Source organism: Plesiomonas shigelloides, assembly GCF_900087055.1.
Taxonomy (GTDB): Bacteria; Pseudomonadota; Gammaproteobacteria; order Enterobacterales; family CAMTGL01; genus Plesiomonas; species Plesiomonas shigelloides.
In genome coordinates this window covers 1,248,290-1,272,224 of record NZ_LT575468.1, presented here as the reverse complement: position 1 = coordinate 1,272,224, position 23,935 = coordinate 1,248,290, and the positions used below count along the sequence as shown (strand labels likewise).

Annotated in this window: 22 protein-coding genes; 10 read left to right on the top strand and 12 right to left on the bottom strand. The window is 52.3% G+C overall.

The window, feature by feature from the left end:
- Positions 1-11: 11 nt before the first annotated feature.
- The 3 genes from nudB to NCTC9997_RS05525 all read right to left on the bottom strand — a co-directional run bounded on the left by nudB (position 12) and on the right by NCTC9997_RS05525 (position 3,207).
- On the bottom strand, positions 12-452 hold the full coding sequence (gene nudB / locus NCTC9997_RS05535; RefSeq protein WP_064977533.1) for a dihydroneopterin triphosphate diphosphatase: 441 nt from the start codon (positions 450-452) through the stop codon (positions 12-14).
- 2 nt (positions 453-454) lie between these two features.
- Complete coding sequence (gene aspS, locus NCTC9997_RS05530) at positions 455-2,224, bottom strand: aspartate--tRNA ligase (RefSeq protein WP_010861934.1); 1,770 nt, start codon at positions 2,222-2,224, stop codon at positions 455-457.
- A 278-nt stretch (positions 2,225-2,502) separates the two neighbouring features.
- The gene (locus tag NCTC9997_RS05525) at positions 2,503-3,207 is read right to left on the bottom strand and encodes a Bax inhibitor-1/YccA family protein (protein WP_010861935.1); all 705 of its coding nucleotides are present in this window, start codon (positions 3,205-3,207) and stop codon (positions 2,503-2,505) included.
- A gap of 365 nt (positions 3,208-3,572) precedes the next feature.
- On the opposite strand from NCTC9997_RS05525, the gene NCTC9997_RS05520 reads away from it, so the two are divergent.
- The 6 genes from NCTC9997_RS05520 (at position 3,573) to NCTC9997_RS05495 (ending at position 9,324) form a co-directional block, all read left to right on the top strand.
- Positions 3,573-4,025 carry a putative pterin-binding protein gene (locus NCTC9997_RS05520; RefSeq protein ID WP_052181296.1) on the top strand — a complete coding sequence of 151 codons (453 nt, stop codon included), beginning with the start codon at positions 3,573-3,575 and terminating at the stop codon, positions 4,023-4,025.
- A 23-nt stretch (positions 4,026-4,048) separates the two neighbouring features.
- Positions 4,049-5,944, top strand: a complete 1,896-nt coding sequence (locus NCTC9997_RS05515; protein WP_064977532.1) for an EAL domain-containing protein — start codon at positions 4,049-4,051, stop codon at positions 5,942-5,944.
- 138 nt (positions 5,945-6,082) lie between these two features.
- Positions 6,083-6,475 carry an MAPEG family protein gene (locus NCTC9997_RS05510; protein WP_010861938.1) on the top strand — a complete coding sequence of 131 codons (393 nt, stop codon included), beginning with the start codon at positions 6,083-6,085 and terminating at the stop codon, positions 6,473-6,475.
- Between the two features lie 153 nt (positions 6,476-6,628).
- The gene (gene cmoA / locus NCTC9997_RS05505) at positions 6,629-7,369 is read left to right on the top strand and encodes a carboxy-S-adenosyl-L-methionine synthase CmoA (RefSeq protein WP_039046187.1); all 741 of its coding nucleotides are present in this window, start codon (positions 6,629-6,631) and stop codon (positions 7,367-7,369) included.
- Complete coding sequence (cmoB, locus tag NCTC9997_RS05500; RefSeq protein ID WP_010861940.1) at positions 7,370-8,341, top strand: tRNA 5-methoxyuridine(34)/uridine 5-oxyacetic acid(34) synthase CmoB; 972 nt, start codon at positions 7,370-7,372, stop codon at positions 8,339-8,341.
- A 68-nt stretch (positions 8,342-8,409) separates the two neighbouring features.
- Positions 8,410-9,324 (top strand): LysR family transcriptional regulator, encoded by a 915-nt coding sequence (locus tag NCTC9997_RS05495; protein WP_036768517.1) that lies wholly within the window; start codon positions 8,410-8,412, stop codon positions 9,322-9,324.
- On the opposite strand, the gene cutC is transcribed toward NCTC9997_RS05495, so the two are convergent.
- A complete protein-coding gene (gene cutC / locus NCTC9997_RS05490; RefSeq protein WP_064977531.1) occupies positions 9,272-10,030 on the bottom strand; it encodes a copper homeostasis protein CutC in 759 nt (252 codons plus the stop codon). The two genes, NCTC9997_RS05495 and cutC, sit on opposite strands and share 53 nt — an antisense overlap.
- A 348-nt stretch (positions 10,031-10,378) precedes the next feature.
- Between cutC and NCTC9997_RS05485 the strand changes: the two genes are divergently transcribed.
- Entirely contained in the window at positions 10,379-11,545 is a 1,167-nt protein-coding gene (locus tag NCTC9997_RS05485) for a MalY/PatB family protein (RefSeq protein ID WP_064977530.1), read from the top strand.
- 180 nt (positions 11,546-11,725) lie between these two features.
- Here the strand turns inward: NCTC9997_RS05485 and NCTC9997_RS05480 are convergent, their stop codons facing one another.
- The 3 genes from NCTC9997_RS05480 to NCTC9997_RS05470 form a co-directional block, all read right to left on the bottom strand.
- Positions 11,726-12,187, bottom strand: a complete 462-nt coding sequence (locus tag NCTC9997_RS05480; RefSeq protein ID WP_010861944.1) for an outer membrane lipoprotein — start codon at positions 12,185-12,187, stop codon at positions 11,726-11,728.
- 489 nt (positions 12,188-12,676) lie between these two features.
- Positions 12,677-13,177 carry an outer membrane lipoprotein gene (locus tag NCTC9997_RS05475; protein ID WP_036768519.1) on the bottom strand — a complete coding sequence of 167 codons (501 nt, stop codon included), beginning with the start codon at positions 13,175-13,177 and terminating at the stop codon, positions 12,677-12,679.
- A gap of 106 nt (positions 13,178-13,283) precedes the next feature.
- The gene (locus NCTC9997_RS05470; RefSeq protein WP_064977529.1) at positions 13,284-13,889 is read right to left on the bottom strand and encodes a VOC family protein; all 606 of its coding nucleotides are present in this window, start codon (positions 13,887-13,889) and stop codon (positions 13,284-13,286) included.
- A gap of 200 nt (positions 13,890-14,089) precedes the next feature.
- On the opposite strand from NCTC9997_RS05470, the gene argS reads away from it, so the two are divergent.
- Positions 14,090-15,823 carry an arginine--tRNA ligase gene (gene argS / locus NCTC9997_RS05465; RefSeq protein WP_010861947.1) on the top strand — a complete coding sequence of 578 codons (1,734 nt, stop codon included), beginning with the start codon at positions 14,090-14,092 and terminating at the stop codon, positions 15,821-15,823.
- Between the two features lie 109 nt (positions 15,824-15,932).
- Here argS and NCTC9997_RS05460 read toward each other — a convergent pair whose 3' ends face one another.
- Together NCTC9997_RS05460 and rimJ are read right to left on the bottom strand one after the other, a co-directional pair.
- Complete coding sequence (locus tag NCTC9997_RS05460) at positions 15,933-16,610, bottom strand: YceH family protein (RefSeq protein WP_064977528.1); 678 nt, start codon at positions 16,608-16,610, stop codon at positions 15,933-15,935.
- A 47-nt stretch (positions 16,611-16,657) separates the two neighbouring features.
- Positions 16,658-17,245 carry a ribosomal protein S5-alanine N-acetyltransferase gene (gene rimJ, locus NCTC9997_RS05455; RefSeq protein WP_064977527.1) on the bottom strand — a complete coding sequence of 196 codons (588 nt, stop codon included), beginning with the start codon at positions 17,243-17,245 and terminating at the stop codon, positions 16,658-16,660.
- Between the two features lie 297 nt (positions 17,246-17,542).
- Here rimJ and NCTC9997_RS05450 point away from each other — a divergent pair, with 297 nt between their 5' ends.
- Positions 17,543-18,913 (top strand): MATE family efflux transporter, encoded by a 1,371-nt coding sequence (locus NCTC9997_RS05450; protein ID WP_167550124.1) that lies wholly within the window; start codon positions 17,543-17,545, stop codon positions 18,911-18,913.
- 94 nt (positions 18,914-19,007) lie between these two features.
- Here the strand turns inward: NCTC9997_RS05450 and NCTC9997_RS05445 are convergent, their stop codons facing one another.
- From NCTC9997_RS05445 to NCTC9997_RS05435, 3 genes are all read right to left on the bottom strand, one after another.
- Complete coding sequence (locus tag NCTC9997_RS05445) at positions 19,008-20,342, bottom strand: sensor histidine kinase (protein ID WP_064977526.1); 1,335 nt, start codon at positions 20,340-20,342, stop codon at positions 19,008-19,010.
- Entirely contained in the window at positions 20,332-20,991 is a 660-nt protein-coding gene (locus NCTC9997_RS05440) for a response regulator transcription factor (RefSeq protein ID WP_064977525.1), read from the bottom strand. The genes NCTC9997_RS05445 and NCTC9997_RS05440 overlap by 11 nt, the downstream gene beginning before the upstream one ends.
- Before the next feature lie 129 nt (positions 20,992-21,120).
- The gene (locus tag NCTC9997_RS05435) at positions 21,121-21,465 is read right to left on the bottom strand and encodes a PepSY domain-containing protein (protein WP_197665243.1); all 345 of its coding nucleotides are present in this window, start codon (positions 21,463-21,465) and stop codon (positions 21,121-21,123) included.
- Between the two features lie 721 nt (positions 21,466-22,186).
- Between NCTC9997_RS05435 and NCTC9997_RS05430 the strand changes: the two genes are divergently transcribed.
- Positions 22,187-23,911, top strand: coding sequence for a dipeptide ABC transporter ATP-binding protein (locus NCTC9997_RS05430; protein ID WP_039046179.1), 1,725 nt, complete (start codon positions 22,187-22,189; stop codon positions 23,909-23,911).
- The last annotated feature ends 24 nt before the right edge of the window (positions 23,912-23,935 follow it).

Sequence of the window (23,935 nt, the reverse complement as noted above, 5' to 3'; positions counted from 1 at the left end):
ATTGACCAGCGTCAGCACCCAATTACGAACTCTTCAATTGCCTGCCGGTTGCTCCATGAGCGGGTTAGTGCGGCCGCCTCAGCGGCTGGTAACCAGTGGTAGGCAAGATGTTCCGAAATGACCACCTCACGCTCTTCTGGCAAAGCCAGAATAAACCAGTGCTCCTGATTGTGGGTCACACCGGGTGCGTAACGGTGGCGTAAATGCTCAAAAAGCTCAAATTCCACACAGCGTTGGACATCGGTCAGCGTTAATCCTTCGGCCTGTATATCGATACCCACTTCTTCCCTGACTTCACGCAGTGCAGTTTGCTGCGGCGTTTCGTTAGCCTCTAGACTTCCGGTGACGGACTGCCAGTAAGCCTGGTGGTCTTTGCGCTGCAGCATAAGCACCCGTCCGGTTTGGGAACAATAAATGACTACCAGTACCGATTCCGGGCGCTTAAACTTCATGATCACTCCTTGATGTTTTTTACAACATCAATAGAGAGTTCAGCCAGTGCTGCTGGATTGGCAAAGCTTGGCGCTTCGGTCATCAAACAGGCGGCAGCTGTGGTTTTCGGGAAGGCGATAACATCACGGATGTTGTCAGTACCGGTGATCAGCATCACCAGACGATCCAGACCAAAAGCCAGACCCGCATGTGGAGGCGTACCGAACTTCAGCGCATCCAGCAGGAAGCCAAACTTCTCACGCTGTTCTTGTTCGTTGATCCCCAGAATGCCAAATACAGTTTGCTGCATTTCGCTGCTGTAAATACGCACAGAACCGCCGCCCACTTCGTAGCCGTTGATGACCATGTCATACGCGTTCGCTGTCGCAGTCAGAGGGTTCGCTTTCAGCTCTGCAGGGCTCATGTCACGTGGCGAGGTGAATGGATGGTGCATAGCAGCCAAACCACCTTCGTCATCTTCTTCAAACATTGGGAAGTCGATAACCCACAGTGGCGCCCAACCTTGCAGATCAGTCAGACCGAAATCACGGCCCAGTTTGATACGCAGTGCGCCCAGTGCATCAGTTACCACTTTCCAGCTGTCAGCACCGAACAGAACGATATCGCCGCTCTGCGCGCCAGTACGGCTCAGAATGCCTTCCAACACTTCAGCGTTCAGGAATTTTGCAATTGGGCTTTGTACGCCTTCCAGACCGGCAGCGCGATCGTTCACTTTCAGCCATGCCATACCTTTCGCGCCGTATACGCCCACGAACTGGGTGTATTCGTCGATGGTTTTACGGCTCATCTCGGCACCCTTAGGTACGCAGATAGCTGCAACGCGGCCTTTTGGATCGTTGGCTGGGCCTGAGAAGACTTTGAAATCAACGTCTTTTACCAGATCAGCAACATCAACGATTTCCAGTGGGTTACGCAGATCCGGCTTATCAGAGCCGAAACGGCGCATAGCTTCGGCCCAAGTCATGATTGGGAACGGAGCAAAATCCACCCCCTTCACGTCTTTCCACAGCTCACGCACCATGCGCTCCATCACTTCACGCACCTGCTCGGCACTCATGAAGGAGGTTTCCACATCGATCTGGGTAAATTCTGGCTGACGGTCAGCACGCAAGTCTTCGTCGCGGAAGCACTTCACGATCTGATAGTAACGGTCAAAGCCGGACATCATCAGCAGCTGTTTGAACAGCTGTGGCGACTGTGGCAGCGCATAGAATTTGCCTTTGTGCACACGGCTTGGCACCAAGTAGTCACGCGCACCTTCTGGTGTGGCTTTGGTCAGCATCGGAGTTTCGATGTCGAGGAAGCCATTGTCATCCATAAAGCGACGAACAAAGCTGGTCACTTTGGCACGCATTTTCAGGCGGCTGGCCATTTCTGGACGACGCAGATCCAGATAGCGGAACTTCAGACGCTGCTCTTCGGTGTTGGTCTGGTTAAAGTCCAGCGGCAGAGGCTCAGCGCGGTTGATGATGTTCAGGGATTGGGCGAAGACTTCCACTTCCCCGGTCGCCATATCTTTGTTGATCTGGCTGTCCGGACGAGCGCGCACAATACCTTTAATCTGAATACAAAACTCATTACGCAGCTCAGAGGCTTGCTGGAATGCTTCCTGATGATCCGGATCGAAGAAAACCTGCACAACACCTTCACGGTCACGCATGTCGATAAAGATCAGGCCGCCCAAATCACGACGGCGGTGTACCCAGCCACACAGGGTCACTTCTTGCCCTTCGTGGGTGCGATTTAATTGTCCGCAATATACGGTGCGCATGGTTTACATCCTTTTGGTAAAACGAAGCAATGCCGACGCTGTGAGGTTTTTACAGCCTGTTATGTTCGCCGAAATCACTCGCTTTTAATTTTCGTACCAACTCTGAGTTTGTCTCGTTTACAGACATCGGCATCCGTAAACGAGGCAAACCAACCGACCTTATGGCCTTTGACAAAAGGCGAGTATTATAAAGGATAATGACTATCCAATAAAACTAAAGCCCCGAGATTAATCGGGGCCAATGATGCTGAATGTGTGCTGAGTGTTCAAAATCTGTATTAGCGGCGGTTGCCCATGATCCGCAGCAGCATTAAGAACAGGTTGATGAAGTCCAGATACAGGGTCAGCGCACCGACAATGGAGTACTTACGGAAGTTCTCTTTATCGTCAACAGATAACTGCTCCCCGATCATTTTCAGCTTCTGAGTGTCATAGGCAGTTAAGCCGACAAACAGCACCACACCAATGTAGGTGATCACCCACATCAAGGTATCACTCTTGAGCCACATATTAACCAGTGACGCCAGCACGATACCAATCAGCGCCATGAACAGCATGTTGCCAAAACCGCTCAAATCACGCTTAGTGGTGTAACCATACAGGCTCATCGCTCCGAACATACCGGCAGTCACCAAGAAAGTCGAGGCGATGGAGCTTGCGGTATACATGATAAAGATGCTGGACAAGGTCAAGCCGGTCAGCGCCGAATAGAGCATGAACAGTGAGGTTGCCATCGCGCCACTTAAGCGCTGCAACATACCGGAGAGCACAAACACCAGTGCTAACTGAGCGATAATCAGCCCGAAGAACGTGATGTTACTGGAGAAAACAAAGTTAAGGACAGCTGGAGAGCTGGCCGCATACCACGCCACAAACGCAGTTAACAGCAAGCCACAGGTCATCCATCCATAGACTTGTGCCAGATACGCCTGGATACCACCTTTTGCTCGTTCAACGAGCGCACCATTTGAATTTGGATACATAATCCGTCACCCTTTCACTGTTTTGTTGTCTGCCGGAAGTCGCCGTGTCACCATAAGCAGGTTTACCACGCCGATGATGTCGCTTTTCTCCTCAACACAATCGATTGATTGATTTTGTTGAGCCGATTTTCCGCCAGACCTTCAGATATACAAGAAGTTAACCTGATTGCGCATTTATGCAAGTTGCATTGTAAGCCTGCGAATGACTGCATTGTTTCTATTTGTGTCTTTTTTGCCTAAAATTAACGTCAACTCAAATTTGTGCTCTGTACATCATAAAAAATAACACAAGGATCGTTCTTTTGGACAACCGCTGCGTCAGTTCTCTCCGTTGCCGGATCACTTTCTCTTTTTGCTTATGTAGCATGCTGCTCTTGAGCGCGCTGGCGGTCACTCAGCCTGCCTACGCATCTCACGTGCTGCAACTCACCAATGGGCAGGGAAAGACGACGCAATTATCCATGACGCAGCTCAACGCGATGCCGCAATTTAGCATCAGCACCTGTACGCCGTGGACAGAGCAGCGCCATACCTTTTCTGGGCCGAAGCTGTCGCAAGTGCTGGCACAAGCCGGTATTTACAGTCAGCGCATCGAAATTCAGGCAATCAACGGTTACCAAATCACACTGTCTCCCGCGGACCTCTCCCCGTATGCTCCGATACTGGCGACAGAAATAGACGGCAAACCAATGCGAATTCGGGATAAAGGACCGTTGTGGTTAATTTTACCGTTGGATCAATATCCGGTATTACACAAATCCTTATTCTATGCTCAAATGGCATGGCAGATAAAAAGCATCCGGGCGGTTAAGGATTAACCGTGGCTAAAATGAGGGTTGGGATGACCTGGTCAAAAAGCAATAAATGGCTCTGGGCGCTAGGAGCGGCCTTTGCTGTTTTTGCCCTGCTATCAATCATATTGTTCACGCTGGGAGTGGGATCGCTCAAGATCACCCATTCCAACAGTTCATGGGCGCTGATGCAGCTGCAAATGGAGCAGCAAAAAATGCAATCGGCGCTCAAACTGTACCGCTCCGGTCAAGCCGACATTGATGAACTGTACTTGCGCTATGAAGTGATGTGGAGCCGTTTTCCGGTGCTGCTGGAAGGCGAAGAGCGCAAAGCCGTTGATCAGGTAACCGGTGCCGACCATGTTATTCGTGACTATTTCACCGATTTCAAAACGCTAGAGCCGCTCTTTAACCAAGATACGCTCAGTGAACTCAATTTGCAGCAGGTGCAGCAGGTTCTCGATCGCCACGTGACCAGCCTCGACCGGCTGATAAACCAATTTTTCCATGTCTATCGCTACTATCAGTTAACCGGTAATGACAGCACGCTGCTGGCCAGCCGTCTGCTGGGCGTAACACTGGCTGCCGCGCTGATCATTGCGCTAACCGGCTTTTACCTGCTGGCACGCCAATTACGCGCCGAGCGTCTGCGCGCCACGCAAGACCCTGTCACCGGCTTACCCAAGCGCGCACAATTGCTGGATACGCTGCATCACATTGATTACGACCACCAGCGGGTCGGTTTGATGCTGTTTGATATTGAATCATTTCGCATGATTAACGGCAGTCTTGGCTTTGAAACCGGCGATCTGGTTCTACGCCTAACCACCCACAGTTTGAATAAAGTGCGTCCGGCGGATAGCCAGCTGTTCCGCACTGGCAATGATGAGTTTGCCCTGCTGCTGCCGGTACACAAAGATACCGAATTGCAGCAAATTGCCTCGCAACTGCAAGAAAAACTGCGGGCGATGAGTCACTACTTACCTCAGCGAACCTCAGTGCTGTTTTGCTGCGGCGCGGCGATCAGCAATCCTCAACGTCAGCAAGAAGCTTTGATGCAATCGGCGGAGATGGCACTGACCGAAGCACGCCAGCAACACCGAACGGGGATCGTCACTTTTACCCGTCCACTGCAAGCGCACAAAACCGAGCGGTTACGCGCGCTGTCAGAGACCTTGCGCCAAGATCTGGAGCAAGAAGCCCTCACGCTGCACTTCCAACCGATTCTGGATGCTTGTACTCAACAAGTGCGGATGGTAGAAGCCAGCCCACGCTGGTATCACCCACGCTTTGGTCAAGTGAGCACCCGTGAGTTGTGGCAGCTGGCGGAAAACAGCTCTCTGACTCGGCCACTTAGTCACTGGATGCTGAACAAAAGCCTGCAACAGCTGCAACAATGGCATGCTGAGTTTCCACAGCAACCGCTGGCGCTGTGTATTCCGATCAGCAATTACTTGCTGTATCCGGAGTTACCACCTCTGCTGGCTGAATTGCTGAAAACCTATGAAATCAATCCAGATCGGGTGACGCTGCAAATCGATGGTGATAATCCGAGCGATGCCATGACGGCGGTGTTGTACAACCTGCACAAGATGGGGCTGAAACTGGCTTTAGGCGGCTTTGGCCGTAATCCGGCCTCACTGGTGGCCTTCCAACGCGTATTGCTTGATTACATCAAAATTGATTGCACGCTCTATACCGAGCTAACGCGCAATCGTAAGCAGCAAATTTTGCTGCGCGGGATTTTACAAATAGCGCGACGCTTAAATATTCGGATTATTTTTGACCAGATCAATACGTCGCGTCAGTTCCAATCGATCTCCAGCATGATCTCTGCCAATTGGGTGCAAGGTGATCACTTCTGCCGAGCCTTGCCCGCTGAAGGAATCAACCTGTTTATGCTCAATCACACTTATCTGAGAGATATGCAAGAGGTGGTTTCTTAACCCGCGAGCCATGTTACAATTTGCGCATAAGAGACTAAATGCTGCGGTATCCCATTTAGCCCAAGACACATTCATCACACAAAGCTATGATGAGTGATATTTTTTTATTCTCTGTGTTTATCTTTGGAGCAAATCAGGATGATTAGCGCCCTGTATGCGGTACTTGGTGCGCTGTTACTGATTAAGTTTTCCCTTGATGTGGTAAAACTTCGGTTTCAGTACAAAGTGGCCTTTGGCGATGGCGGGTTCTATCAGCTGCAAACTGCAATCCGGATCCACGGTAATGCGGTGGAATACATTCCTATCGGGATCATCTTACTGATTGTGATGGAAATGAACGGCGCAAGCGGCTGGCTGCTGCATTTGTGTGGTGCCATGCTTTTGATTGGCCGCATTCTGCACTATTTCGGCTTGCATGAACGCGAACTGCGCTGGCGCAAAGGCGGCATGGGCGCAACCTATGCATCCTTAATCATTATGATTATCGGTAATCTCTATTACCTGCCGTGGTCACAGATTTTTTATCTGTAATACGCGTGCTGATCTGCCCGGCGTTAACCGATAACCACGCGGCTTGATCATGTTTGCTCACACTTACCGCCCTGCTCTGTGGCGGTAAGACACAAGACAGCTTTGCATCTATCCTCTAAAATACGCCGTCCTCATTTGATATTCAGGTTTGTCATGTCTAACCGCGACACCATTTTCTCAGCTCCAATTGCCCAACTGGGCGATTTTTCTTTCGATGAACGGGTAGCCGAAGTCTTCCCGGATATGATCCAGCGCTCCGTACCGGGCTACTCCAATATCATTGCCACGATCGGTATGTTGGCGAAACGCTTTATCCAGCCCAATACGCAGGCCTTTGATCTCGGTTGTTCTCTCGGCGCGGCGACGCTGTCGATGCGACGTAATATCGATGTCGAAGGCGTGCGCCTGATTGCGGTGGACAACTCGGCAGCCATGATTGAGCGTTGCCGTCGCCACATTGACGCGTTCCGCTCCGATACGCCGGTCGATATTATTGAAGGCGATATTCGTCAGGTGAAGATTGAAAACGCCTCGATGGTGGTGCTGAACTTTACACTGCAATTTTTACCACCAGACGATCGTCAAGCCTTGCTGAACCGCATTTACGCCGGCTTACGTCCGGGCGGTGCGCTGGTATTGTCTGAGAAGTTTTCGTTTGCCGATCAAACTATTGGCGATCTGCTGTTTGATATGCACTTAGATTTCAAACGTGCCAATGGCTATAGCGAACTGGAAATCAGCCAAAAACGCAGTGCGCTGGAAAACGTGATGCTGACCGACAGCGTAGAAACGCACAAAGCTCGCTTGCAACAAGCAGGTTTTGAACATGCGGAAGTGTGGTTCCAGTGTTTTAATTTTGGTTCGATGCTAGCCATTAAATCGGAGCAGGCGTAAATGATCGACTTTAACCCATTTTATGCCCGCCTCGCGGCAAGCCCATTGGCACATTGGTTAGAAACGTTGCCTGCGCAACTGGCCACATGGCGCAAAGAAAACCATCACGGCTCATTCCCACGCTGGGAAAAGTCTGTGGAGTTTTTGCCTGAGCTGGCGGTGACCGATCTGAACCTGAAAACCGCCGTTGCGGCTAATACCGCCGAGGGGATCAGTGAAGGCGAGCAAAAGCGCATCACCCATATCCTCAAAGAGCTGATGCCGTGGCGTAAAGGCCCGTACCATCTGCACGGGATCCACATCGATACCGAATGGCGATCTGATTGGAAATGGGATCGCGTGCTGCCGCACATTAGCCCATTAGCTGGACGTACTGTGCTGGATGTGGGCTGCGGTAGTGGCTATCACATGTGGCGAATGGTCGGCGAAGGCGCGCAGATGGTGGTGGGTATCGATCCTACTCCGCTGTTTTTGTGCCAATTTGAAGCGGTACGTAAGCTACTGGGCAATGACCCACGGGCAAATCTGCTGCCGCTCGGCATTGAGCAGCTGCCAGAGCTCAAAGCGTTCGATACTGTGTTTTCGATGGGCGTGCTTTATCACCGCCGCTCACCGCTCGATCACCTGCTGCAGCTGAAATCACAGCTGAACAGCGAAGGTGAGCTGATCCTAGAAACGCTGGTGGTGCCTGGCGATGAAAATACCGTTCTGGTACCGGGTGAACGTTACGCCAAAATGCGTAATGTGTACTTTATTCCGTCGGCTGCCGCGCTGGTAAAATGGCTGGAGAAATGCGGCTTTAGCGATGTGCGCGTAGTCGATGTGGATATCACCTCTCTGGATGAGCAGCGCCGTACCGAGTGGATGGTAACCGAATCCTTAGCCGATTTCCTCGACCCACTGGATCCGAGCAAAACCATTGAAGGCTACCCAGCGCCTACTCGCGCGGTGATTATTGCCCAAAACCGCTAATCGCGTGTCGGTACGCCGCCAGTGCTTGGCAAGGACGCTATCAGGGAACAGGGAGTAAAAAGAGAGTTATGTCAGCCAGACCCAAAACTACCCTTGAGCAGTGGCGGATGTTTCAAGCCGTCGTGGATTGCGGCGGTTACGCCCAAGCGGCCGATAAGCTCAATAAAAGCCAATCGTCGCTCAACCATGCGGTAACCAAACTGCAGGATATGCTCGGCGTGCAATTGCTGGAAGTGCGTGGACGCAAAGCGTTCTTAACCGATGCCGGACGCATTATCCTGCACCGTAGCCGTCAGCTGACCGGCCAGATCTTGGCGCTCGAAGAACTGGCGGCCAATTTGGATCAGGGCTGGGAAGCGGAGATCCGCGTTGCGGTAGAAGCTATCTATCCGCGGGCACCGCTGTATCAAGCCATTGCGCAGTTTTATCCGCAAAGTCGTGGTAGCCGCGTGATCCTCAAAGAAACTATTCTGACTGCCACCCAAGAAGCCATTCGTGATGGCTGGGATCTGGTGATCACCCCGCACGTCCCGACCGGTTTTCTCAGTGCCCCGCTGTGTGGGATTTCACTGCATCCATATTGTCATCCACAACATCCGCTGACAGAACTCAGCGCACTGACCGAGCAAGATCTGGTCGGGCATCTGCAGATTGTGATTATGGATAATGCCCAGCAACCAACCATGGAAATCGGCTGGCTGAAAGCCGGACAACGCTGGAGTGTCAGCCACTTTTACGAAGCGCGCAGTCTATTGCTCGAAGGGATGGGCTTTGCATGGCTGCCGGATCATCTGGTGGCCGACGATCTGGCGGCTGGACGACTGCACCGCTTACCGGTGCAGTTTGGTGGTGAACGGCGTTTAACCGCGCAAATGATGTTACCGCGCGGCGAGCAAACCGGCCCGGGAGCCCGGGCACTGGCGAGCTTAATTACGCAAGCGGATCATGCGCTGTATCCCGCATCAGCGCCTTCATCTGAGTAACCACCGCCGCATCAACCTCAACGCGCGCATATTCGTCCATCCCACCATCTCGGTTCATGCTCACGCCGGGCTGACGGTAACGCATGTTAGATGGCACAGCGTGCGATGCTGAGCTGTGCAATTCGGTCGCGCCAGCGTCCAAGAACAGCTGCATATTGCTCAGGCGAATACCGGAGCCCGGTAAAATGATCGGGCCTTGGGTGGCGGCCAGCAGTTTTTCCAGTAGCGGTAAACCCTGCTCCGCCGTATCACGCTGACCAGAAGTCAGAATGCGATCGACCCCCAGATCGGTAAGCTGCTGCAACATCAGCATCGGATCGGCGCCCATATCGAACGCACGGTGGAAAGTGACCGACATGTCCCCAGCCAGTGCCATGATCTCTTGCATGCGCGCTAAATCAATCTGACCATCTTCGGTCAACATGCCAGTGACCACGCCCGGAAAACCAAGCTCACGCATCAGTGCCAGATCCGATTTCATTTCGGCAAACTCTTGGCGCGAATAACAAAAATCACCACCGCGTGGACGCAAAATCGGAAATATCGGAATACTCAGCAACTCTCTGGCCGCCACCAGCGAACCATAGGCAGGCGTTGTGCCGCCTTCCAGACGACCGGCACACAGCTCGGCGCGATCTGCGCCCCCTTGCTGTGCCTTGATGGCGCAGCTCACGCTATAACAACTGATTTCCAACAGGCGTCGCATCTTACGTTCTCCTTTGCTCTATCCCTTGAGAATACCAGCGTTTTCAACGAGCGGCAGTAATACAAAAGACAGTGCGTGATCAGCCGCGCATCCGCGCTATTTTCTCGTAGGTGCAGCGTACTATCCCTACAGAAAATAACGGTAAAAGATGCCCATGTCGCTCACTGTTCTATCGCGTCTATCGCGCGCGAGTATTCGGTGCGGCCACTTATGCGCAGTGTGAGATTGGATAGCCGGTTTTATTCGTTCGATATTATTTCGATAGTGTTTCGATTTAAACAGGCTGCTGGTATGGTGATTTTCTACTAAGTATTCCGGTCTTGTTCAGGTCACCGGCAAGGAGCCCCGATGTACGCAACACAGGAACATACAGCACTGTTTAATTTCGATGAAGAGATCGCGCGCGCCAATAGCGACAGCGAAAAATGGCACAAATATGCCAACCGCGATATTTTGCCGATGTGGGTCGCGGACACCGATTTTCGCTCACCGCCAGCCGTCATTGACGCGCTACAAGCGCGCGTGGCGCATGGTGTGTTTGGTTATGGCTATGGCGCGTCACCGACGTTGATTGATGCCTTTGTGGCGCGGATGCAAGAGCGCTATAACTGGCGCATCCAGCCGGAATGGTTGGTCTTTTTGCCAGGGCTAGTGTGTGGGCTGAATTTGGCGGTGCGTGCCTACACCCAGGCCGGAGATCGCACCATTGCACCAAGCCCTATTTATCCGCCTTTTGCCAAATCCTCCGCTTTTGCTGGTATTGAGCAGTTAGCCGCACCGGTGACGCTACAAAGTGGACGTTGGGTTCTGGATCTGGCGGCCGCAAAAGCGCAGCTACAGGGCAATGAAAAACTGCTGCTGCTGTGCAATCCGCAAAATCCGGGCGGCACTATTTATCGCCGTGAAGAGTTGCTGGCACAAGCCGAGTTTGCCCGTGAGCACAATCTGATTATCTGCAGCGATGAAATCCACTGCGATCTGCTGCTCGATGCACACCCGCATATTCCGATCGCCTCATTGGATGCCGATACCGAGCAACGTAGCATTACGCTGATGGCACCGTCGAAGACCTTTAATATCGCTGGACTCGGTGCGTCAATCGCGATTATCCCGAATGAGCGTTTGCGTCGCGAATTTGTCCGCACTCGCGCCGGCATTGTGCCGGGGGTTGATATTCTGGCGTATGTCGCGGCAGAAGCGGCCTACACCCAAGGCGAACCCTGGTTACAGGCACAGCTAGACTATTTGCGCGCGAACCGTGATCTGGTGGAAAGTCAGATTGCGCAGATCCCGGGCTTGCAGATGGCGCATACTGAAGCGACTTATCTTGCATGGATTGATTGCAGTGCGCTACCGGTAGAAAACCCACATCGCTTTTTTGAACAAGCGGGCGTCGGCCTCTCTCCGGGCACCGATTTCGGTAATGACCGTTTTGTGCGGTTAAACTTTGGTTGTCGCCGCACATTACTGCGTGAAGCGCTGGATCGCATGGCAAGCGCTGTACAAGGTTTATAACAGAGCAAAGCTTATAAATCAGATAGCTACACTCGGCGGGCCAAAATAGCCCGCAGTAAAAAGCCGCAGTTTCATCATCCCAAAGCCACCATCATTGGTATTAGTGGCCATAGCGTGATGAACTGCGGCTTTTTGCGATTTGTTTGCTAGTCAGCACCTAAATTCTTTAGGCGCATACGCTTACAGTGGGGAAACCGTCATATTGCTGTTGCTGCCCACCATTCTGACGCGCACGCCCGGCTGAAAACGTGGATTGGCGCGCTGTACGACGACGATGCGACTGCCATCTTCACGCTGAATCTCCATCTCCACACCATCGACCTGATTCATGCTGTCTTCGATACGTTTACCGACCGCCGCACCGGCAATCGCACCACCGGCAGTCGCGATATCTTGACCGGTACCGCCACCAATAGTACTACCCAGCAAGCCACCGACGACAGCGCCACCCAAACCACCGACGATACCCGAGCTTTCTGCCTGAATACGCACCGGACGCACCGACACAATGGTGCCGAACTGAACTGATTGCGCGGTTCTCGCTTGACTGCTGGAGTACACATCACCCGACAATGTACTGGTGTTCGCACAACCGGCCAGCGCAGTTACCATGAGCGCTAAAACACCTAAACGCATACCCATACGACCTCCATAGCATCACTCACTGTAATTTCCAGTGATGTAGTTTGCAGTGAAATTCTTTACCTGTGGCCCCTAATTGGGCTGATCCGGTAACGGTTTTGACTTCACTTTCAGCAAAGCACATCCGACAAAACCCTGTGTCACCTATTGCTGAATATTTAATCAACACAGGATAAGCCTAACCCGACACTCTCGGCAGAATCAATACAACACTATGCAACCGTCACCTGCTCAGTATAGGTGACCAACTGACGAAAAGGGGTCGATGTACTGTTTTTTCTCATCTTTCCTCTCCAGCCAACCGACTCGGTCAGCAAGACAAGCGAAGACGAGCGGAACATCATAAGTGGGTAAACTTAACTGGGCATTAAACAAGACGAGAGATTACGTGCGGCTCAACATCAAACCGATTAAGGGTGCTAAACGAAAAAAGAGCAGTCCGCATAACGGACTGCTCTTGGCAGAAAAAGTGTGAAATTTGCTCAGTACTTAAGCGCCATACGGGTAAGACGAACCAATCAGCGAAACGGTAGCCTGACCGCCGTTACCGACTAGCTGTACGCGCGCACCCGGTACAAAGCCCGGCGCAGCTTGCTGTACGACCACCACTTGCTGGCCATCATTTTTGCGGATCACCATCTCCAGACCGTTAGTCTGGTTAGCCAGATTACCCACGTTATTACCAATTACGCCACCAGCCAGTGCACCGGCGGTAGTCGCCAGATCGCGACCTACGCCACCACCAATTTCACTGCCCAGCAAGCCGCCGATCACCGCGCCACCAATCGCGCCCAATCCTGGACCTTGCTGACCGCCCTGAATTTTCACCGGACGCACCGAAATGATGGTGCCATAGCTGATGTTTTGCACCATTTTGGCATCTTGACCGGAGAACACATCGCCGGAATACATATCTGTATTGGCACAACCACTCAGGGCCAGCATTCCCATAACGACCGCAGAGCAAGAGAAATATCGTGAATAGCGCATGCCTTTTACCTCAGTAAACTGCGCCGGTACCTGACTATCGACACCGGCAAAAATAAGAAAAATTTACTGTGGATACGGTGGCAAGCAGCACTCAGAAAAGCGATGACTAATTTGTCACAAAGCTTGTTTTTTTGTTTTCAATCACCGCGCGAATCGATAATGGATGGATTTTCAGCGTCAGATGCTCACGGCTAAATGCCAAGGTTGGGTTAGCCAATTGTTCATCTTCGGCTTGCGGTGAACTGGCTTTATAGCGCACGCCGTGGGCGGCAGGATCGGCCATCACTGCCGTCAGCGAAGGCAGGGTTTCTTGTATCGCCTGTTCTAACTCAGGGATAGTTTGTGCGCTACTTGGCACCACCAGCTCCAGATGCTCCCACCCTTCGCGCGCATAGTGCTTGTTGCTCGGATACGGCAGTTCGATGCAATCAATCTGCCATGGGCCAACCTGCAAAGGTTCATGCAGGGAAAACAAGCAGATAGGTCGGCCATTAATCTGTTTTTCTGACAACAAATCAGCAAAACGTAAAAAACCGTTACGCCAGCGATCGGCGGTTGCCACACTGTTACAACGCACAGCAATATGATCTGCCTGATAATCTTCGACTGAGATGCCAAGCTGTTGCGCAAAAAGAGTGATCTCCTCCGCAAAATCAGTCAGGCTGTCAGAAAGATCTGTTAACTCATTAATCCATGCAATGGGGGTTGACATCTTTTATCCTCAAAACATCATCACATGCGCGTTCGCGCTGCTTGTGGGGTTTTCATGAATCTGCCGCACAGGTATGATACTCAGTACATTTATCTCTGTGCACGGTTTCACGCATTATTCTTTCTGCATAAGGCTTGGCAATGGCCATGATTTCATCGCTATTCGTCTCTGTGCACAATAATTAGATTAAAGGTAATCAGGTGAATATTCAGGCTCTTATTTCCGACAAGGTCAGCCAAGCGCTGATCGCAGCGGGTGCTCCTGCAGATTGCGACGCTATGGTTCGTCAGTCTGCAAAAGCGCAGTTCGGTGACTATCAGGCAAATGGCGTGATGGCTGCTGCTAAGCGATTGGGCATGGCTCCGCGACAACTGGCGGAGAAAGTGCTTGAGCATCTGGATCTGGGTGCTATCGCCAGCAAAACCGAAATCGCCGGTCCCGGCTTTATCAACATTTTCCTGAATCCGCAGTGGGTTGCCGAACAAGCGGAAGCAGCGCTGTCTGACAGCAAGCTGAACGTATCGCCAACCTTACCGGCTCAGACCATTGTGGTGGACTACTCTGCACCAAACGTGGCCAAAGAGATGGCCGTTCACCACATTCGTTCCACCGTTATTGGTGATGCCGTGGTGCGTACTCTGGAGTTTCTGGGTAACAATGTTATCCGTGCCAACCACCTGGGTGACTGGGGTACGCAGTTCGGGATGCTGATTGCTTATCTGGAAAAAATCCAGAACGACGAGAATGCTGACTTAGCCCTGTCTGATGCTGAAGGCTTCTACCGCGAAGCGAAAAAATGCTACGACGAAGACGAAGAGTTTGCGGTTCGCGCTCGTGGCTACGTAGTAAAACTGCAAGGTGGCGACCCATACTGCCTGAGCATGTGGCGTAAGCTGGTTGACATCACCATGGAGCAAAACCAGCGCATCTACGATCGTCTGAACGTCAGCCTGAAGAGCAAAGACGTGATGGGCGAAAGCCTGTACAACCCAATGCTGCCTGAGATCGTTAACGATCTGAAAGCACGTGGTCTGGCTGTAGAAAGTGAAGGCGCGCAGGTCGTGTATCTTGACGAGTTCAAGAACAAAGATGGCGAAGCCATGGGCGTTATCGTGCAAAAGAGCGATGGCGGCTACCTGTACACCACCACCGATATCGCCTGTGCCAAGTACCGTTGGGACAACTTCAAAGCGAACCGTGTTCTGTACTTCATCGACTCCCGTCAGCATCAGCACCTGATGCAAGCGTGGGCGATCGTACGTAAAGCCGGTTATATCCCAGAAGAGATGACGCTGGAGCACTGCGCTTTCGGTATGATGCTGGGTAAAGACGGTCGTCCGTTCAAGACCCGTTCTGGCGGTACCGTGAAACTGGCTGAACTGCTGGATGAAGCTACCGAACGTGCTGAGAAGCTGATTGCTGACAAGAACCCAGATCTGAGCGACGAAGAGCGCGCGGCGGTAGTTAACGCTGTCGCGATGGGCTCCGTGAAGTATTCTGACCTGTCCAAAAACCGGACCACAGACTACATCTTCGACTGGGAAAACATGCTGAGCTTTGAGGGTAACACTGCCCCTTACATGCAGTATGCCTATACCCGTGTTGCGTCTATCTTCAAGCGTGCCGGTGTGGATGAATCACAGCTGACCGGTAAGATTGTGCTGACCGATGACCGCGAAAAAGCACTGGCAACCAAGCTGATGCAATTCGAAGAAGCGGTATACAGCGTTGTACGTGAAGGTGAACCACACCTGATGTGTGCTTACCTGTATGAGCTGGCCGGTCTGTTCTCTAGCTTCTACGAAGCGTGCCCAATCCTGAACAGCGATGATCAAGATGTGCGTAACAGCCGTCTGAAGCTGTCGTTGCTGACCGCGAAGACCCTGAAACAAGGTCTTGATCTGCTGGGTATCCAAACTGTCGACCGTATGTAAGTCGAACATCCGTTTGGATAGCACGCATAAAAAACCACCCTGCGGGGTGGTTTTTTTTATTAGTGCGTTTTTAGCGGTGCTTTTTATACATCGGATATAAATCAGTGGCTTATTCCAGCGCACTTAAACGCGCGTCTAATGCAGCCAATTGTTCGCGCAGGGCGGCCACTTCATCTTCCAACGCCTGAATGCGGCCCTCTTGCTCCGCCACGCGTACCGGATCGCCCAACGCGTCAGCCGTGGCGGTAGATTCTGCACTGTCAGCGGTTAAGGAGTCATCGGTACAAAACAACTGCGCATAGCGACATTCACGCTTCCCAGGCTCACGCGCCAAACGCATCACAAACGGGCCATCATCACGTGCCGCCAGCTTTTCTAACACCGCTTCGACTTGCTGCACATCACTAAATTCGGCCAAACGGGCCGTACGGGTACGCAGTTCACCGGCTGTTTGCGGGCCGCGCAGCAACAATACGCACACCAGCGCTAACTCCTGCGCCGAGAGCTTCAGGTTACCGAACTCTGAATTACAAAAACGGTGTTCGTACTTCACGACCCGATTGCCAAAACCGGACAAATCACGCAGTAAGCGTTTTTTCAGTAACGCATCCACCGTATCCTGCACATCGGCTTCGCTCCACTCCACCACCGGCTCACGGTTCGTTTTTTGGTTGCAGGCGGTAGTCAGACTGTTCAGTGACAGCGGATACTGCTCTGGGGTGGTGATTTGCTTTTCCAGCAAGCAGCCGATAACCCGAGCTTCTTTTACCGTCAGTTGGATTTTCACGTTACCCTCTCTTGTTCCCTAGTGTTGCTTGTTGTCGCGAAATCATGTCACGCACGCTCTGGCGCACGCCAACGTGGATTGCACAGCGCCGTCAGCACATGATCCTGCCATTGACCGTCAATCAGTAGATAATCGCGCGCAAAGCCTTCACGCTCAAATCCAAGCCGTTTCAAAAGGTTACCACTGCGCTGATTATGTGGCATGTAGTTGGCCATGATCCGGTGCAGATGTTGCTGTTCAAAAATATAGCGATTGGTTTGACACAAGGCTTCATACATCAGCCCCTTGCCCACATGCAGCTCGCCCAGCGAATACCCCAGATAGCACGCGTGAAATACGCCGCGCACCACGTTACTGTAATTGGCAATCCCCAACACTTCGCTTTCTTGTGGATCGAGCAAAATAAAACAAAACGCATTGCCCTGACGATGCAACTGCGTGATCAATGACAGACGCATCTCCCAGCCCGAAGGGCGAAAATGGCTTTCATCCCTGGCTGGCTCCCACGGCTTGAGATACGCCCGATTCAGGGTGTAGTAATCGGCAATTTTCGCCGCATCTTTTTCCTGTGCCAGTCGCACAATCAGTCGCTCGCTGCACAGTCGAACCTGCGGTGCGGTAAGACGGCCAAACATGTGATTACCCCAGAGTCAGGTCAATATTGAATCCGTTTAACAATAAATCGGTTTTCCTGTGAGATATCACAGTGTTGACATCATACCGTGCGCCTTGGTGGATCACAGCGTGTTACCTGCGGCTTTTTTCCTAATTTACTGACAGATCACTTTTTTGTTGTCACCGCAAGCCCACAGCGCTTTATTCTGAACCGATTCGATTTTTTTACGCGCTTATTTAGCGACTTATGATGAGAATTTGTTATTCTCTGCCGGTGTAGGCAATTGTTTGCGCCGATTATCTCGATGAGTTCCCCCATGACCACCAACAGTTCCGTAACCGAAATCCAGGATACCTCACTGGCCACTGCGCCGCTGCTGAGCCTGTTCTGGCGCTATACCATTCCGACCATTACTGCGATGGTGATCAGCGGCATTTACGTCACCATTGACGGTATTTTTGTCGGCCATTTTCTTGGTGAGCAAGGGCTGGCTGGAGTGATGCTGGCCTATCCAGTCGGCTCGGTACTGTACGCCGTGGGCGCGATGATTGGTATGGGCGCCTCTTCGCTGGTTTCCCTGAATATGGGGCGCGGTGATCTGCAAAGCGCCCGTGGGATTGTCGGGAATGCCCTGCTGCTGGTGATTTTGGCCGCGCTGATTATCGGCTCGGTGGGCTTGCTGTATGGCGGCCATATGCTGCGCTGGCTGGGTGCCGAGGGTGAGATTTATAGCGCGGGCATGGAGTATCTACGCTGGTATTTTATGCTGGGTAGCGCCGCGTTATTGTCGATGAGTTTTTCCGCGCTACTGCGTAATGACGGCCAGCCTAAGCGCGTCACCTACATCATGGTGCTGGGCGGCACCCTGAACGTGATCATGGATTACCTGTTTTTGGCGGTATTTCCAATGGGGCTTGCCGGCGTAGGTCTGGCAACCATGCTGTCGCAAGTGGTCACCGGCGGTTTGTGCCTGTCGCACTTTTGCTCGCGTCGCAGTCAATTGCGCCTGACATGGGCGGCGCTGCGGCCAAAGTTGACACTACTGCTGCAAATCCTGCGATTGGGTACCTCGAGTTTGCTGATGTATCTCTATCTGTCGGTAGTATTGGCCTTTCACAACAAAGCCTTTATGAGCGTGGGAAGTGCGCTGCATGTGGCCGCTTACGGAATCGTCAGCTATGCCGAGGCGTTTTTCTATCTGATTTTTGAAGGGATTGCCTTGGGCATTCAGCCCATCACCAGCTTTAACGCGGGAGCCGGTCTTGAAGAGCGAGTGCGTAAAATTCGTAATTTAGGGCTTGGCATCACCGCAGGACTGGGTATTAGCGGCATGATCGCGCTGTATCTGTTTCCGCAGTATGTGGCCTTCATGTTTGCCGGTGACAATCCGGGGCTGACCAAAGAAGCCGTTAACGGGATTTATCGCTATTTCTGGGGGCTACCGATGGAAGGTTTGCTGCTGGTGGGCGCGACCTATTTCCAATCGGTCAATAAACCGGTAATAGCCTCTACCCTAACTGGCGGTAAACTCCTGCTGATTGGTGGTTTCCTGTTTGTCTTTGCGCGTTGGTGGGGCGTAAATGGCGTCTGGATGGCCTTGCCGGCATGCAGCACCTTATTGTGTATCTGGATGCTGTGGCAGATGAAAAATGAAAACCGCCATCCGGCGCGTGGCATGTTGGAATAATTCTGACCGAGAGCCTATCCCTATCGCGATAGGCTCTGATTTCCACTCTTACTGCCGAACTGATTCACGAACTTATCGCCTCATTATCGTCTCACTATCGCCTCACTGCAGGCAGCGTTAACTCAGCCCGTAAACCGCCCAATGGGGAAGGCTGCAAACGCAAATCACCGCGATACGACAGGGCCATCTCATAAGCGATATTCAGCCCTAATCCGCTCCCCGGGGTGGTTTCATCCAAACGCACGCCACGCTGTAATACCCGCTCCCGATCCGCATCGGCAATGCCGCAGCCATCATCGTCAATCAGCAGCGTCAGCATGGCGCTCTGTGCGCTGGTATCGTTGGACGCTTGCAGATGAACCCGGATCAGCGAGGTGGCCCACTTGAAACTATTTTCAATCAAGTTTCCGGCCATCTCATCAAAATCATCTTCTGATACCGCCAGCTGCAATTCACTGTCGAGCTCGTTAATCAGCTCAACGTCACGGGCGGCATACACTTTCGACATCGCCAGTGCAATGCGATCGACGCGCAGTGCCGGCTGACAGCGCACCGCCAAAATATTGCTAGCCCCAGCGATGCGTGCACGCGCCAAATGACTTTCAATCTGCTCACGTAGCTGTTTAAGAGGGGCTTGTAACTGCGCTTGTTCCGCGGGCGGTAACAGCGCTATCTGGTTATTCAGCACCGCCAGCGGAGTTTTCAATGCATGGGCTAGATTACCGGTATGATGACGGGCGCGATTTAGCAACTCGCCATAGTGAAACAGCAGCGCATTCAGATCCGCCGCCAATGGGGCTAACTCTTTGGGTAACGCGCCTTCTAGCTGGGTTTGATGACCTTGCCGCACTTGCGTCAGTTGCTGTTGCACGCGGCGTAACGGTTTGAGCGACCAACCAATCAACACGCCGATAATGGCCAAGATCCCCATCCCAGTAACGGCTAAAATGCCCCAAAACAGATGCGTTAACCGCGCCAAGGTTTGGTGTAACGGCACTTCGCTTTGGGCGATCACCAACGTTAAGGGATGCGGGTAATCTGGTAAGGTCAACGCTCGACTGACACGTAGCAGAGGCTGCGCTTTGGGGCCGGTCCACTGCCCTTCGCTTTCCTGCATGCCGCTATCCCACAACGAGCGCGAGCGCAGCACCCCAGCCGGTGATGTAACTTGCCAGTACAACCCGCTGTAAGGCTGACGAAAACGCGGGTCGCTCAGTAAACCGCTAACTTCCGGCACGCCTTGGCTGTTCACTTCCAGCCGCGCACTGAGCTCATCCAGATACAACCGCATCGACCGACTGGCTTCTTGCTGCAAATAGTGGCGCAAAATCTCCGGCACCACCATACCCGCACTGACCAACACCAGTAGCAGCCAGCCCATGGTCGCACCGAGTACCCGCTGACGCAGGCTAAAGCGATCAATCTGCATTGATCCGATATCCTAAGCCGCGCACGGTTTGAATAATTCGGCTGTCAGTTTTACGCCGGATACGACCAATAAACACTTCTACCGTGTTGGAGTCGCGATCAAAATCCTGCCGATAGATACTTTCCACCAGCTCGGTGCGCGAAATCACCCGACCTTTATTTTGCATCAGGTACACCAGCACTTTGTACTCAAGCGATGTCAGCTCAATCGGCTGACCTTGCCAGAACACCCGTGCGGCGCTCAAATCCAGCGTTAAATCGCCCGCCTGCACTTGTGGCGCAGCTTGCCCAGAAGAGCGGCGCAATTGCACCGACAGCCGAGCCAATAATTCAGCCATCTCGAACGGCTTGGTCAGGTAATCATCCGCGCCCGCATTGAGCCCTTCAATGCGCTGATGCAACTCGCCACGGGCGCTGAGAATAATCACCGGCGTGGTATTGCCCTCTTGACGCAAACTGCGCAGCACCGTCAGCCCATCGAGCTTAGGCAGGCCCAAATCCAGCACAATCACATCCCAGTTTTCACTGGTGGCGCGGTATAAGGCGTCAATGCCATCGCGGGCAATGTCGCAAATCCACTGTTGCTGCTCTAGCGCCGTTTCTATCTGGCGCGCCAGTAAGGTGTCGTCTTCAACAATTAGGGCTTTCATCTGGCTGTCCGTTGGCTCTGGTGCATTTATTGTTATTTTACTGATTCTGAACGGTTTTTAACTGAGTGTTTGATTGTGGTATTAGCCACTGAGTGCCATAAGCAACAATACTCTGCAACTCGGATATTGCTAATCGTCCAGTTGACTCAAATCCACGCCATGACGCAATACGCTATCCAGATCATGGCCTTTAATTTTGAGAATTTTCAGCGTGGTGGCATTGTATTTGACCTTGATGACGTTGTTGGCCGCCCCCAGCAGCTTTAGCTCGTACTCCCAAACGCCGTCATCCTCATCCAACTCCACTTCGATGATCCGGCCATTCAGATCACGCTCAACCTGCTGTAATAACAGGCTATATGGCTGAATCAGTCCGGCTTGGGTTGCCGCCAGCGCCGTATCCTGCACGTCATCATCCAGCTCTAACTCGGGGAGCGGATCGGCGCCGGTTTGGCTGGCCACAAACCCCGTCATCATTAGCACTGTCAAAGTGACGGCACACCACCGCCCAATCCTGTTCATAACACAACCTGTCTACTTAGCTAGAGTGTTGGACTGTCGGCAGTGTATCAGAGTCACTGACGCTGCCGTTGATTGACCGCAAAAAAGCCCACACAGCGCAATTTACTACGCAAAACAATACCGCGGGCCTGTTCGGATTATCAGAGTAAACCCCTTTACTACTTAATCGGAAATGAGGGAACTATTCATCTTCTGTTCAGCTTGCCCTCTGCTTTCATCTTCCCCGTATTTTTCTGTTGATTATTTGTTCTATCGAGGATTGTGCTACCGAAGATCTGGTATGCATAAAAATTCACTGTTAGTGCAACAAATTCCTCTGGTAGTAAAAAAACGCGAGCTGCTGCTTGTTGATTAAATGTTGAATCACATCTTTGGTAAACAGAATTTTATTGGTGTTTTTAACTATTCATGCTGCTATGAATCACATTTTCGACTAGTTGAAGTGAGTTAAATCACACTAACTGTTGATGAATTGTATCAGAGCATCATTTACAGCCTACGGCAAACAGTTTACGTTACAGGCGGGTTATTCCAAAAAAATGCAAAAAACCCGCGCGGATCGCTGGTTTGTCTTTCACAGGAAGTGAGCCTGTTAAAGCCTGCTAATAACCGGCATCTGTGGTCAGTTTACGGATGAATTTGTCAGGGACGGATGTCCCCCGCAGAGGTAACCATGTCCTTGCTCGAAGTAAAGAACCTGCGGATCGAGTACCCGTCCCGCTACGGGGTACACGCCGCTGTTAAGGATCTCTCATTCTCCATTGAAAAAGGGGAAATCGTCGGCGTAGTCGGAGAATCCGGCGCCGGTAAATCCACCATTGGTAATGCTGTTATCGATTTGCTCAGCCCACCCGGCCACATTGCTCGGGGGGATATCTATCTGAACGGCGAGCTGATTTCTGGCAAAACACAAAAAGAGATGCAGGCGATCCGCGGCTCGCACATCGGTTTTATCTTTCAAGACCCGATGACATCGCTCAATCCGCTGTTCACGGTAGAGCAGCAACTGGTGGAAACCATATTAGCCAATACCTCGCTCAATCATCAGCAAGCGCTGGCCAAAGCACTGGAGCTGATGCAAGCCGTGGGGATTCCGCAGCCGGAGCTGCGTATCAAGCAGTATCCACACCAATTTTCCGGCGGGATGCGCCAGCGGGTGGTGATTGCGATCGCGCTGTCCGGCGATCCAGAGCTGATTATTGCCGATGAGCCAACCACGGCGCTGGATGTGTCGATTCAGGATCAAATCCTGCAACTGATCCGCCGCTTGTGCAAAGAGCGGCAAGTCGGCTGCATGCTGGTAACCCACGACATGGGCGTGGTGGCCAATATCACCGATAAAGTGGCAGTCATGTACCGCGGCGATCTGGTGGAGTTCGGCACAACTACCCAAGTGCTGGGCACGCCATCGCACCCGTATACACGTAGCCTGATTTCGGCGGTGCCGCGCTCTGACGTCAAACTGGTGCGCTTCCCACTGGTTTCGTATATCGAAGATGCTGGCACGCCAGATACGCACATTGATCTGAAAACCCACTGGCTTGGCCAAAGCCAAGATCAGCGCGCTTATGAAGGCGCCCTGCTGCGCGTTGAGCACGTGAATCTGAAATTCGTCACCAAAGATTCGTTTTTCCCATCGCGGCGCGAATATGTGCAGGCCTGTAGTGATATCAGCTTCGAGATTTTCGAAGGGGAAACGTTTGGTCTGGTGGGCGAATCCGGGTCAGGAAAATCCACTATCGCCCGCGCGGTGACCGGATTATATCCGCCTGATAATGGCCGTATCGTCTTTGAAGGGATTGATCTGACCGCGCTGAAAAATGAGCAGCAACGCCGCCCATTACGCCGCCAAATGCAGATGGTGTTCCAAAACCCCTACTCTTCGATGAACCCGCGCATGAAGGTGCGTGACATCATCGCCGAGCCAATTCGCTTTCACCGATTGGCCAGCTCTGAGCGCCAAATTGAGCAGATTGTTGGGGATTTGCTCGATCACGTAGGCTTAGGCCGCAATGCGGGGGTGAAATACCCACATGAGTTTTCTGGCGGTCAACGCCAGCGGATCTCGATTGCCCGCGCCTTGGCTACCCGTCCACGTTTTCTGATCTGTGATGAGCCGACCTCGGCGCTGGATGTGTCAGTACAGGCGCAGATCCTGAACCTGCTGAAAGATTTACAACAAGAGTTGGGGCTGACCATGTTGTTCATCAGCCATGACCTGCCGGTGATCCGCCAAATGTGTGACCGCATCGGCGTGATGCGCCACGGTCATCTGGTGGAAGTGGCGGAAACCGAAAAACTGTTTACCAATGCCGAGCATGAGTACAGCCGCAAGCTGATCTCGCTGATGCCGGAGTTCAAGGGAATGTCCCGTGAGGGACTGGATATCGCAAGCTGAAACCGCAAGTGACACACAAAAGCA